Origin of the sequence: Rufibacter hautae (assembly GCF_008271695.1) — a bacterium.
Lineage (GTDB): Bacteria > Bacteroidota > Bacteroidia > Cytophagales > Hymenobacteraceae > Nibribacter > Nibribacter hautae.
The window spans coordinates 445,583-458,694 of the sequence record NZ_VKKY01000001.1; the positions used below are offsets into that span (position 1 = coordinate 445,583).

Annotated in this window: 7 protein-coding genes; 1 reads left to right on the forward strand and 6 read right to left on the reverse strand. The window is 55.3% G+C overall.

Features of this window, described 5'->3' with window-relative positions:
- Positions 1–29: 29 nt before the first annotated feature.
- Complete coding sequence (locus FOA19_RS01850; protein WP_223808684.1) at positions 30–1,253, forward strand: glycoside hydrolase family 88 protein; 1,224 nt, start codon at positions 30–32, stop codon at positions 1,251–1,253.
- Between the two features lie 140 nt (positions 1,254–1,393).
- On the opposite strand, the gene FOA19_RS01855 is transcribed toward FOA19_RS01850, so the two are convergent.
- The 6 genes from FOA19_RS01855 to FOA19_RS01880 form a co-directional block, all read right to left on the reverse strand.
- On the reverse strand, positions 1,394–3,625 hold the full coding sequence (locus tag FOA19_RS01855; protein WP_149089098.1) for a glycoside hydrolase family 3 C-terminal domain-containing protein: 2,232 nt from the start codon (positions 3,623–3,625) through the stop codon (positions 1,394–1,396).
- 50 nt (positions 3,626–3,675) lie between these two features.
- Positions 3,676–6,141, reverse strand: a complete 2,466-nt coding sequence (locus tag FOA19_RS01860) for a T9SS type A sorting domain-containing protein (protein WP_149089099.1) — start codon at positions 6,139–6,141, stop codon at positions 3,676–3,678.
- A gap of 237 nt (positions 6,142–6,378) precedes the next feature.
- A complete protein-coding gene (locus FOA19_RS01865; protein ID WP_190300252.1) occupies positions 6,379–8,796 on the reverse strand; it encodes a glycosyl hydrolase family 95 catalytic domain-containing protein in 2,418 nt (805 codons plus the stop codon).
- Positions 8,797–8,919: 123 nt separating this feature from the next.
- On the reverse strand, positions 8,920–9,576 hold the full coding sequence (locus FOA19_RS01870) for a GDSL-type esterase/lipase family protein (protein WP_149089101.1): 657 nt from the start codon (positions 9,574–9,576) through the stop codon (positions 8,920–8,922).
- Positions 9,577–9,661: 85 nt separating this feature from the next.
- Positions 9,662–12,091 carry a beta-galactosidase GalB gene (galB, locus tag FOA19_RS01875; protein ID WP_223808685.1) on the reverse strand — a complete coding sequence of 810 codons (2,430 nt, stop codon included), beginning with the start codon at positions 12,089–12,091 and terminating at the stop codon, positions 9,662–9,664.
- Positions 12,092–12,231: 140 nt separating this feature from the next.
- On the reverse strand, positions 12,232–13,089 hold the full coding sequence (locus FOA19_RS01880) for a hypothetical protein (protein ID WP_149089102.1): 858 nt from the start codon (positions 13,087–13,089) through the stop codon (positions 12,232–12,234).
- Positions 13,090–13,112 lie beyond the last annotated feature (23 nt).

The window sequence follows — 13,112 nt, forward strand, 5'->3', positions numbered from 1 at the left end:
AGATGAATCACCTCCCCTTCTGACCAACTATGCAAACAACTAAGATCTTATTGAAGGCGCTTTTGATGAGCGGGCTCTTTCTGCAGTTTAGCTGTAGTTCTAATAAAACGGCCTCAAAAGGAGCTTCCCAGAAAACAAACATCTCCGCTCAGACTATCTCCGGAATTTACCAGGAGGCTGCCGCGCAATACAAAGTGCTGGCAGCAAAACTTCCGGCCAACAGGTTCCCGAAATCGTATCACGCCTCAAAAGACAGTTTGGAGACCAGCGGCTCGGATTGGTGGTGCAGCGGCTTTTACCCGGGAACGTTGTTTTACCTTTACCAGGCCACCGGCGACAAGCAACTGAACGCAGAGGCCAACCGCATGCTGGAGGCTCTGAAAAAGGAACAGTACAACACGTCCACCCATGACCTGGGTTTTATGATGTACTGCAGTTATGGGAAAGCAAACGAGATAACCCCAAACGCCGCGTACAAAGACATTCTGGTGAACAGCGCCAAATCACTTTCTTCCAGGTTCAATCCCAAAGTAGGAGCCATCAAGTCCTGGGACTCCAATAAAAACGAGTTTCTGGTGATCATTGACAACATGATGAACCTGGAACTGCTGTTCTGGGCCACAAAGGCCACCGGCGATTCTTCTTTCTACAAACTTGCCGTTACCCACGCCAACACCACCCTTAAGAACCACTTCCGGCCAGATTACAGCTCTTACCATGTCATCAATTATGACCCGGCAACGGGAGCGGTGCAACAAAAAAGAACCGCCCAAGGCTACGCCGATGAATCTGCCTGGGCGCGCGGCCAAGCCTGGGGACTGTATGGCTATACCGTCATGTACCGCGAGACCAAAGACCCGCAATACCTGACCCAAGCCACCAACATGGCAGATTTTATGCTGAACCACCCTAACCTACCCGAGGATAAAATCCCTTACTGGGACTTCAATGCCCCCAACATCCCAAACGCCCTTCGGGATGCTTCTGCCGGGGCCATCAACGCAGCCGCCCTGCTGGAACTCTGCCGGTACGCCCCCGAAGCAACGGCCCGTAAGTACTTCAGCGCCGCCGAAACTATCCTCCAGGCTTTGTCCACCGACACCTACCGGGCGGCACCTGGCACGAACGGCGGGTTTATCCTGAAACACGGCGTTGGCCACCTTCCGGCCGGCACAGAAGTAGACACGCCCCTCACCTACGCCGATTACTACTACATAGAAGCCCTGCGCCGCTATCAGGAGTTCATTAAATAGAAATCGGCTTTCTGCAAAGCTTTTGGCTCAACCTAAATCCATTCCCATTTAAAGGCCAATTTTCCAAAAAAAGCCCTAAAACAGAAAGAGCCGCAGTCTACAAGACTGCGGCTCTTTTTATAGTTACAAGCTAATTCAAATTACAAAGTCACTTCTCCCCTTGCCCGGATATCCTTGGAAGAAGATCCGGCCAAGATCTGGAATTTGCCGGGCTCCAGCACCCATCCTTTTTTGGCTTCGTCATAGAACTGGAACGCATCTTTGGCTAGCGTAAGCGTTATGGTCTTTGATTCACCAGGCTTCAGGAAGACTTTTGAGAAGGCCTTGAGTTCTTTCTCCGGCCGCTTCACCGAGGATTGCTCGTCTTTCACGTAAAGCTGCACCACCTCGGCGCCCGCTACTGGCCCGGTGTTTTTCACTTGCAACTGCACTTGCACCGCATCGCCCTGGCGGTTAAGCTTCAGGTCGCTGTAGCCGAAGGTGGTGTAAGACAAACCGTGCCCGAAGGAGAACAGCGGCTCCACTTTGTAGGTGTCAAAATAGCGGTAACCCACAAAGATGTCTTCCTTGTACTCAACGTTCACAGTGTCTTTGTCGCCGGGGTACTGACCCAGGGCGTGCGCGGGTGAGTCCTGCAGTCTTTTAGGGAAGGATACCGGTAACTTACCAGACGGGTTCGTCTCCCCGAAGAGGACTTTGGCCAGGGCCGTGCCGCCTTCCATGCCGGGGTACCAAGCCTGCACCACTGCTTTGGTCTGGCCAATCCATTGGCTCATGTCAATCGGGCCACCGCCGATGAGCACCACCACGGTATTAGGGTTCGCTTTGAGCACGGCAGTCAACAGTTGGTCCTGCGCGAAGGGCATTTTCAGGCTCGGCTTGTCGGCTCCTTCGGCGTCATAGGCGCCGCCGTTCCAGGCATCGGTGTAGCCGTGCGTCCAGCCGCCCACGAAGATTACCCGGTCGGCGCTTTTGGCGGCTTTCACGGCTTCGTCAATCAGGGCTTGGTTTGCTTTTTCGGCGCGGGTCACTTCAAAACCTGGGGCAAAGGTCACGTTCACTCCGGCACCGGCCAGTTTCTGGATACCCTGCAGCGGCGTTACTTCATACGGAGGCAATACCTGCGAGGAACCTCCGCCCATGGCTTGCTTGCGCGTGGCATTGGCACCAATCACGGCAATGGATTTTACGCCCGTTTTTTGCAAAGGCAGCAGATTCCCGTCGTTCTTCAGAAGCACGATGGCTTCCTCGGCAATCCTGCGGGCGGTTTCCTGGTGGGCTTTCGTGCTCAAGGCTCCGGGGGTGCGTTTAGCCCCGATCATGTTGGTATGGGACATCACCCGCAGGATGCGGCGCACCTTCTCGTCAATAAGGGCTTCTTTCACTTGGCCGCTTTTCACCAGCGTGATCACCGTGTCGCCTAACAGGAACTTGTTGTAGTTAATGTTGGGCATCTGCAGTAGATCGGTCCCCATTTCAATATCGGTGCCGTTGTTGATGGCCTCCATGGTGTTCATGACGGCGCCCCAATCGCTTACCACCAGGCCTTTGAAGCCCCATTCTCCTTTCAGGATGTCATTGATGAGGTATTGGTTATGCGTGCAGTACTGGCCTCTGAACTTGTTGTAAGCGCCCATGATGGAGAGCGCGCCGCCCTCGGTGATGGCGGCCTTGAACGCCGGCAGGTACAATTCGCGTAGCGCCCGCTCGCTCATCTCCACGTTCACCTTGGCGCGCTTGATTTCTTGGTTGTTGGCGGCGTAGTGCTTCACGCAGGCGGCCACGCCCTGGCTCTGCACCCCTTTGATATAGCCCACTGCCATCCTTGAGGTCAGATACGGGTCCTCAGATAGGTACTCAAAGTTACGACCGTTCAATGGCGTGCGCATGATGTTCACGCCCGGGCCCAGGATGATGTCCTTGCCCCGCGCTTTCGCCTCGCTGCCCAGCACTTCCCCGAAGGCGTAGCCCAACTCAGGGTTCCAGGTGGCGGCCAGCCCCACACCGGTAGGCAGATACGTAGAAGAATCGTTTCCGGCGTTGTCCAAAGCCCAATCGCGGCCGTGCTCCGGGCGTACACCGTGCGGACCATCGGACATGACCATCTCCGGGATGCCTAGCCGGGGAACTCCGCCCGAGGTAAAGGAAGACACGCCGTGGATCATGTTCACTTTCTCTTCCAGCGTCATTTTTGAAATGAGCTCATTGATTTGGGCCTCGTGGCTCATGTTGATGCCGTTGCCTTCGTTTGAGGATAAAGCACTGGCCTGCGGGTCTGAAGTCTGCACCTTCTCTGAGGTGGAACAGGCTACCGTGAAAGCTACCAGCACCAGACTGCACAGCACTCTGAAACTGGGACGTTTATAGGTCATATTCTGAAAATTGTGGGTAAAAGGTATTCTGATTGATAAGTCTGGGGTTGCTATTGTTTGATGATTTTTATGGTGCTCACCCGGTTCTGGGAGGTGGCCGTGAGCACGTAAAGGCCGCGGGGTAGGGATTTACCTACGGCAGACTGCCCGGTGCTCACTCCTTTCTCCACCAGGCTCCCGGTCACTGTTCTGATTTCGTAGGTGAACCGGTGCGGTGCCTTGATCTTTATTTCCTTTGAGAAAGGATTCGGTCCGTAACTCAGCTCCAGTTTTTGCGCCTCCGCAACGCCACTGACCACCCCGGGCGCATCGCCGTACAGAATGCCCCGGCCTGCGGTAGCCAGGTACACTCTCCCGAACACCCTTGGGTCACCGGTGATGTCATTGATGCCGCCAAATTGGTGTTTTTCATCTGAAATCATGATCCAGGTACCGCCGGCATCATCTGAGCGGAAGAAGCCCAGCTGGTTATTCACTTTGCCTACTATAAACACGGCTGGGTAGGTGTTGCCGTCCTTCGCCTTCCCGAAGCCTACCTTGGTGGCTTCCTGCACATTGTTAAGCTTGGTAAATGAGGCCGCGGAGTTGGAGGAATGGTACAGACCTCCGTTAGGGTTGGTGAGCCACACATCGCCCTCCACCCCGTAGGTGGGGTACACGGTGGCGGCCCAGAACTGCCAGCTTTCCACGGAGGGTAACCCCGTGGCGGCGGCGGTGAAAGAAGCGCCTCCATTGGTACTCACCATTACGCGGTTAGCGCCTGCGTCATACAAATAGAACTTACGGGCGTTTACCCGGTCGGCCATAGGTTTAAGGTCAGATTTGGAGATGCCCGAGGAAGCTGTCCAACTGGTGCCTCTGTTGGTGGAAGAATAGACGGTGCTCACGCCCGCGGGAGCCCACACCAACGTAGCCCCATCGGCAGAAATAGCAATAGAACCTCCGCCAGAAGTGCCAGCCGGTGCACTCCCGAAGGCCGTCCAGGAGGTGCCCCCGTCTGTGGAATAAGCCCCGTATTTGCCGTCTGCGTTGTTTGAGGTCCGGACCATGGTAGCGGGCTGGTTCGCGGCATAGTCAATCCAAGTGTTGGTCCCGAAGCGCGGGGACAACCTTCCGGCCACGGGCGAAACATCCAGGTTATCATGCCGAAAACCGTCTATGTCGCCGATGGCGCTTACCAGTGGCGCGCCGGTTGGTGGGCTGATCAGTTTCAAAGGCACGGTTTCCTCCAGGCCCTTGTTCTGGAAAACCCAGGCAACAGGGCGGTTCTGGGAAGCTTCCTGCAGATTGGTGGTCTGGAAAACGCCGTAACCGGTAATAAACCAAGCCACGTTGGAGTCAAACGGATCAATCTCTATATCGCCTAACCAATGTGGGCTGGAGGCTGCGGCATACGGAGCCGAGGTGTGGTCCCGGGTACCGGTTCCCAGAGCCGCTTTCCAGGAGGCACCACCGTCGGTACTGCGGTAAATTTCATCGTTGGGCCACCAGCGGTTTAGGGTAGACACAATCAAGGTATTGGGTTGTTGGGCATCTAGGCTGAGCCCGGCAAAACCTCCCTGGCCGGCGGGCAGGGTTAGGTCGGTCCAGGCGCCGGTGGCAGGGTTGAATTTCCGAACGGCTCCTGCGGTAGCACCGTTTGGCCCCGGGCTGTTGGCATACGTCACGAAAAGCGTTCCGTCAGCAGCAATCTCGGCGTGGTGCGGCATGTAGTTGGTGTTCTGGCCGGGCACCGCTTCCCAGGTAGAACCACCATTGGTGCTTCGGTACAGGTTGGTGCTGCCCATCCGGAGGACGCCCACGTAGAGAATCTGAGTAGCTGAACCACTGGAGCCACTGCGCTTGTCGAACAAAACGAACCCGATTCCCCCACTGCCACTAGCAGTAGTGGCCACCGGAAAACTGCTCACCTTGCTCCAGGCCGCGCCCGAATTGGTGCTGCGCCAGAGCCCGTCGGTGGTGGTGCCCAGGTAAAGGGTGCTGCCCAGGTTAGGGTCTACCTGCAACCGCTCGCCCGTGGAGCGGCCATCCTCGTTTCCGCCCAGTTTTACAGAAAGGTTGGTTCTGGTCCAGGTGGCGCCCCGGTCTGAGGAAGCCATGATGGCCCCGGTTCCTGCCCAGGATTGGGAATAAAGCCCGGTGGCCAGATACACTTTCTCTGGGTTAGAAGGGTCCAAGGCCACACTCAACACCCCCATGTGGTTTTCATCGGCGCGGGTAAGGTGATCGGTAATCGGAATCCACACCCTGGCGGTGGCATCCCACCGGAAAGCGCCGCCCACATCGGTGCGGGCGTACAGCAGGTTTCTTTCCGTGGGGTGGTACACCAAGCCCGTGACAAAACCGCCGCCGTTGATCTGCACGCTTTTCCAGCGGTACACCTCCGGGGCCTGGGCCCGCACGGAGAAATAAGAAAGACTCAGGCAAAGCAGCAACAAGCCTTTCCTTACCTTTTTGAGAAGGGCTTTTCCTTTATAAGCTGATGCGGCAACTTGGTAAGCGTACAGGTGGGCCATACTCTCTTTTTAGGGGTGAAAAATAATGACAGGTTTACTTGTGCGAGGTTCCCATCTCCTGTTTAAGGCCTGATTTCGGGAAAACAGCCCTAAACAGGAGAGTGAAACTTTGAAGATAAAAGTAGCACCACCCCGCCAGACCGGAATGCCTCGTTTGTTTCTGATACCTACTCTAAATGTTAATGATCCAGAAAGGATTTCCTTGAAGAGAAAAGCCCGCTGGTTTTAAGCCCGTTTTTAAGGATTTGCCCTGAAAACCAGCCGCACCTCTTTGTTGGCGGGTAAATCCACGTTAGAAGTTCTTTCCCCCTTGGTGGCTTTGGCGCCCGAAACCAGTTGCATGTTTTTAGGTGCTTGCAGCGTGATGGTTTGCTTTCTAGGAGCCTGCAACACCACGGTAGCCTCCTGTTGGCTCCAGGCCAGGCTTTTCACTTCCACACCGCCGCGCAAGAGCAAACCAGAAATGGTGCCGGTTTGCCAGGCCTCCGGCACCGCCGGGAGCAGTTTCACCACACCCGGTTCTGAGTACACCAACGCCCGCATGATCACCGAGGGGTACCCGCCGCTCAAGTCCATATTGAACAGAGAACCGGGGTTATGGTACGTGCCCAACCCGTTGGTCCAGTAAAAGCGCGAGAGCCAGTCAATCAGTTGGGCGGTGGTGGGCGCATCTTCCAGGTTGGCGGTGACAAAGGCCAACTGCGCCATCCCGAAGACCATTTCTCCGCCGTTTTCTTTGTAGCGGAACTTCATTTTCTCTTCCACCACCTTGCGCGCTCCCGCCAGCAGTTGAGGGTTGTTTTTGAAATCAGGGTCTACCTGGTCATAGAGGCTGTACAGGTGCGAGATGTGCCGGTGTTGGTGGTTGTTCTGCAAACCGGGCCAAAGCCATTCTTTCAGGGAGCTGGCCTCGTCCACTTCGTAGGCGGGCATTTTAGTGAGCATTTCCTGCCAAATTTTCACCTGCGCTTTATCGGTTTTCAACTCCTTTGCCGCGGCAATACAGTTTCTGAGCAGTTGCTTGGCAATCATCACGTCCATGGTGGCGTTGATGCTGGCCTGCGATTTGAAGTTAGCCGGGTTGTTCTCAGGAGAGTACGAGGGGTTGAATAAGTATTTGCCGTCTTGACCTGTTTTCAGAAAATCCTCATAAAACAGCGCCGATTCTTTCATGAAGGGATACGCCCGCTCTTTCAGGAATTTCCGGTCACCGGTGTGCAGCCAATAGTCGTTGTAGAAACTGGCGGTCCAACCGGCGCCTCCGGTCCAGAGGCTGAGGCACCAGATAGGGTCAAAGTGGTTGTCCCAGCCGTGGCTGCTGGTGTGCGAGGGCACATGGATGCCGCGCGTCCCGAACATCTTTTTGGCGTTGTCTTTATAGAACTGCAGGCGCTTGTCATGGTAATCAAAGTAGGCGTGCATGAGTTCGGGCACTCGGCTGGTAAGCAGCGCCGAGATGGCGACTTCCACGTTTCCGTCATGGGTAAAATCTGATGACCAGGCCGGCGACCAGGTACCGCCCCAGATGCCCTGCAGGTTAGGCGGATTAATGCCGGTGGCCGAGATGATGTTATAACGGGCTGCATCAAACTGCTTTTCAATAATGGCGGGTGCCACCTGGCCGGTTTTGGTTTTCAGGTTCAGCGCCTCGGTGTACAGGTCCGCATCGGCTCCGCCGCCTAAATCCAGCTTCACTCTATTGAACAACTCGCCGTGCACGTTGCGATGGCGCGTCACCAAAGCCTGGTAATCTGCGGGCAAAGAAGCCAAATGCTTTTTGATCTGGTCTACCTGTGACTGGGCGTAGTTGTAGTTGGCGTTGATCTTGATGAACACCAGCACTTCATCGGCATTCTGGACGATGAACTCATTGCCTTCGGTGCGCGAGCTGCCGCCTTTCACCTCTACCCGGCCCACGCCTTCGTAGCCCTCCAGACTGCCCGGCCAGCGTTTCTTGTAGGCACTGCGGTAGGTTAGCCACTTATTGTCGGTGGCACCTGTGTTCACGTTCTCCACAGTACGGTTGATCTGCTCCCACTGCGTCCATTCCACGGGTCGGCGGGCGAAGGACAGGCGGCCGGTGATTTTGCCGGTACCTTTAATGGAGATGACCACCGCGCTATCGGGGCGGGAGACGAACAGGCGACGCTGGTAGGTGCCCTTGGCATCGGTCCAGGTGACGTTAGCCTCGCCGGTTTCAAAGTCCACGGTGCGCACGTACTTCTGCACGTTGGACGGCTCCATCTGCAGGCGCACGTCAAACGCGGGCACGTACGGGTTAGACCACAGGTGTCCGCCGTAGCCTTCTTTCATGCTCTGCTTCACCGGCACCTTGGCGGCCTCCTCCCCTTTGCCGGCCAGAATGAGCGCGCGAATCTCGTCTAATCGGCTGGCTTGGTCAATGGGTGGCTTGGGTTCAGTAGCGGGCAGGTACAGCTGAGCCTGGTTCAGGATGATGGTCTCGTCGTGCGGGTTGCCCATGACCATGGCGCCCATGGCCCCGTTTCCGCTGAGTAACGCATGCTCCCAACTAGGCGCCGGCAGCCAACTCGCGAAGCCTTTTTTAGGCTGACTGAAAAGATCCGTCTGGCCCGAGGCCGTGAAAGCCCCTCCCGTAAAAAGTAAAACCAGCAATAGAACGTAACGGTACGGCATTGAGAAGTGGAATACGGTATGGAATAAGTTTGAATAGAGACAACCCGATTTTTGCAGCAGGTTTGTGCTATGACAAGGCATGTATTTCGGGCCTGATTTTACCAAAACTGGCCTGAATTGGAGTTATCGGTTGGCAGTCTTCTGGGCTTTGATCTTCAGGCCTTTGAATACCTCCTGGGCCAGCAGCGCCGCGCCGGCATCGTTGGGGTGGATTCCGTCATAGGTCAGCTCGGGTTTGCCCAGAAAAGGAGTGTACAGGTCAATGGTCTTGGCCTTGGTTTTCTTGGCCACTTTCTTCACCGCCGGCAGAATCTCGTTCTTTACTACGGGCTCGTTGATGCCCCACTTGGTTTCAAACACCGGCAACGGGTTGCACACGTACACTTTGGGTTTAGAGGCCAGTTTCTTGAAAGAGGTCACAAACTGGATGTAATCCGGCACGAACTCATCTTTGAACTTCCAGTTCTGGGGCTTGGAGTCGTTGGTACCCAGTTTGATGATCACAATATCGGGGTTCCAGGCCAGGGCTTCCTGGTATTTGCTTTCGTTCCAGAACGGGAAATCGCCTTTCTTGAGCAACGTGCGTCCGCCCAAACCGTAGTTGCGCACCTCGTAGGCATCGCCCAGCAACTGTTGCAATACAACAGGGTACGGCTGCTTCAGCCCATGGCCTTCGGTGATGCTGTTGCCCACGCAGGCCACCTTGATTTTGTTCTGCGCCGTGGCCCCGAAGCACACCAACAGCACCAGCAGAAAGAAGAACGATACTTGTTTTTTCATGTAATATAGCATTGATAAGACCACATTTTCCCCTCTATTTTAAGGCTAATTCTTCAGAATCAGGCTTAAAACAGAGGGTTGTCTTTTACTTTTTCAGTTGGATGGTCACGGTAGCCGGGGCAAGTCCTTCAGAAGTGGCCGTCAGTTTCACGGTGCCGGCTTCTTCCTGCGCCTGCAGGATGGCCAGGCAGAGCCCGTTGAACGCTTTGCGGTGGTTTGCTTTGAACGACTCCATGCTGGTTTGCAGGCCATTGTCCACGCCCGCGAGGGTTGCCTTTCCGTCTATGGTAAAGTGAACCAGGTTATCGGCGCGGGGCACCAGGTTGCCGTCTTTGTCTAGGATCTTCACCGTCACGAAGGACAGGTCCTTGCCATCGGCGGAGATTTGGGTGCGGTCGGCCTCCAGCACGATTTTGGCCGGAGCCCCGGCGGTCTTAATTTCCTTCGTGAGGACTTCCTTGCCGCCCGCGCGGGATACCGCTCTCAAGGTCCCCGGCTGGAAAGGCAGGCGCCACCTCACGTGCAGGTCATCGCCTTGTTTCTTCTTCACGCCCACCGATTTCCCGTTCAGGAACAGCTCCACCTCATCGGCGTTGTTGTAGTAGGCCATCACATCCACGGTCTTGCCGGGCTCCCAGTTCCAGTGCGGGAAAACGTGCAGCACGGGCTTGTTTGTCCACTCACTTTGGTACATATAATACACGTCTTTGGGGAAACCGGCCAAATCCACAATCCCGAAGTAAGAGCTACGGGCCGGCCAGGTGTACGGCGTGGGCTCCCCCAGGTAATCGAAGCCGGTCCAGATGTACTGTCCAGACAGATAGGCGTGCTTTTTCATGATCTTCCAGGTCTCCTCGTGGGTAGAACCCCAGGGCGTGCTTACGTTGTCATACGCCGATACAGTGAGGTCTTTGTTGCCCGTGGTGAAAGGCAGATCCCACCGGATAGGCCAGCGGCGAAGGCTGTCTGCCGGCATGTCATAGTGCCCGCGCGTCATGAGCGCCGATACGGTCTCCGTTGCGATGAATTTCTGCCCAGGAAAGGTCTGCGGAAACTTCTCAAAGTCCTGGTGGTGGTAGTTGAACCCGAATAAATCCAAAGCCCCAGACTTATAGATGGTGTTGTTGGGGTTCGGCTCATTGATGCCCACCGTGACCGGACGTGTGGTGTCCAGGTTCTTCACGATGCTTACCAGTTCTTTGGCAATGGTGGTTCCCTCCGGGGCCCACTGTTCCGGTATCTCATTGCCGATGCTCCAGATAAACACGCTGGGATGGTTGCGGTCGCGCTTGATGAAATTCTCCAGATCGCGTTTGTGCCACTGGTCCCAGGCCAGGCTGTAGTCATACTTGCTTTTTTCTTTCTTCCACATGTCAAAGGACTCGTCCATGACAATGAAGCCCATTTTGTCGCAGAGGTCCAGCAGCTCAGGGGCCGGTGGGTTGTGCGAGGTCCGGATGCCGTTCACGCCCATGCCTTTCATGATCTCCAGTTGCCGCTCCAGCGCCCGCACGTTGATGGCCGCGCCCAAAGCACCCAGGTCATGGTGGTTACAGACCCCGTTGATCTTCATGGGCTTACCGTTGAGGGTAAAACCGGTCTTCGCATCGAAATTGAAGGTCCTGATGCCCAGCGGCGTCTCAAAGTTGTCTACCACTTTGCCGTTCTGCTCCACCAGCGTCACCACTTTGTACAGGTACGGATTCTCCACCGACCATAGCTTGGGATTAGTCACCGTCAGGTCCTGTTTCACCTCCGTAACGTCGTTCTGCAAGGCTACTTTCTCCGAGGCCGTACGGGCGACTTCCTTGCCCTGGGCATCCACCACCAGCGTGCGCAAGGTGATGTCTCCGCTCTGCTTTTTGGCATTTCTGATGCTGGTAGTGATGTTTACCGTAGCGGCTTGCTCCGATACCTGCGGCGTGGTCACAAACGTGCCCCACTGGTCTACGTGCACCGGGTTGGTTTTCACCAACCACACGTTGCGGTAAATGCCAGACCCTGAGTACCAGCGCGAATTGGGCTGCTGGGCGTTGTCTACCTTTACGGCTACCACGTTCTGCTCCTGCCCGTATTTCAGGTGCGGCGTGATGTCATACCGGAAAGAGATATACCCGTAAGGTCTTTTGCCCAGGTACTGACCATTGACCCAAACCTCAGAATTGGTGTAAACGCCGTCAAAGTCCAGGTAAACCAGTTTGTCTTTGTCCTTTGCGTCTACGGTGAAGGTTTTGCGGTACCAACCGATGCCGCCGGGCAAAGCCCCGCCGCCGGCGCCCGCCGGGTTCTTCTCATCAAATTTGCCTTCCACGCTCCAGTCATGGGGCACGCTCAGTTTGCGCCATTGGCTGTCATTGAAAGTGGTTTCCTTGGCACTGGCATTGTCGCCTAAGTTGAAGGACCAGTTTTTGGTAAAATCAGCGCGTTCCCTTACCAAAGTATCCGTGGAAGTACAGGCTCCTAACGTCAATAGCGTGATAAGCAGGGTATGAAGGTGCAGTTTTTGCCGCATCATGTTTGTGGAGGTAGATAATGGGTGAATTGGTTTAAAAAGAAATCGGCTGGAGACCACCAGCTTTACAGATGTTCACCAGCCGATTCTGCTTTTTGCCCTTCAATCTCATGAGGGACAAGGATTCAAAGTACTCTCAGACCTTATGGCTTAGGCACGAAGTTGTACACCAGCAAGGCAGGTCCTTCGCAGGAGCCTTTACGCAGCACCGCCAACTGCATGGAGTTCTCGGTCAAAGTCAGCAATCTGATGTTGCCCCAATCGGCAACGCAGGCATCACGACCGGCATCATGCAGAATAGAAGCACCGGTAAGGGTTAAGGTTTTCTTGGCCGCATCCAGGAAGTACGTACCCGTCTCGGTGCCTTTGCCAGGGATCATGGTGTGGTTCGCCGTTACGGTAGCGCCGCCTTTCAGGCTGAAGGTCATGGTGCCGTAGTCACCGTACGGCATCAGCCAGGAATTGCCTTTGTAGTCTGGGTTCCAGTTCCAGCAGTCTCCGCCGGCTTTGGTACATACGCCTTCCCATCCGGTGTCTGTGCCATAGAAGTACATAGGACCATCAAAGTGGTGGGCGTCAATGTCAAGGATCCAGGTTTTCTCGTTGCCCGGTCCGCCGGAAAGAGCGGTCCACAGCGGGTCATTCACGTAGTTGAGGTTGTTCTGGGTAACCTTGATGGTTTTAGCCGGAAGCTCCACAATTCCGCCACCGGTCACCGCCGAGAATTTGATGGTGTAGTCACCGGCAAAAGCGTATCTAACGGTGTCAATGGTGCGGGTAGACCGGCCGGTCTGGTAATCCCACATGGAGATGGTCTCCGGGGTTTCGTTGATCAGGATGACCGTGTTCCCACCTGGGTCCAAAGACAGATCCTGAACCACCTTAATGGAAACATCAGAGGGCGACAGCATGGCCCCCAGTTCATGGTCATCGTCCTGGCAGGCAGATAAACCGAAAGCCCCCAGCAGGATGAGTGATAAGAATGATTTTAACTTTTTCATCTGTATGATTTTAGATTGTCAGA

Coding starts and splice junctions, on each gene's coding strand:
- FOA19_RS01870 (WP_149089101.1), bottom strand. CDS start 9,576: ATGAAAAAACAAGTATCGTTCTTCTTTCTGCTGGTGCTGTTGGTGTGC.
- FOA19_RS01850 (WP_223808684.1), top strand. CDS start 30: ATGCAAACAACTAAGATCTTATTGAAGGCGCTTTTGATGAGCGGGCTC.
- FOA19_RS01880 (WP_149089102.1), bottom strand. CDS start 13,089: ATGAAAAAGTTAAAATCATTCTTATCACTCATCCTGCTGGGGGCTTTC.
- FOA19_RS01865 (WP_190300252.1), bottom strand. CDS start 8,796: ATGCCGTACCGTTACGTTCTATTGCTGGTTTTACTTTTTACGGGAGGG.
- galB (WP_223808685.1), bottom strand. CDS start 12,091: ATGATGCGGCAAAAACTGCACCTTCATACCCTGCTTATCACGCTATTG.
- FOA19_RS01855 (WP_149089098.1), bottom strand. CDS start 3,625: ATGACCTATAAACGTCCCAGTTTCAGAGTGCTGTGCAGTCTGGTGCTG.
- FOA19_RS01860 (WP_149089099.1), bottom strand. CDS start 6,141: ATGGCCCACCTGTACGCTTACCAAGTTGCCGCATCAGCTTATAAAGGA.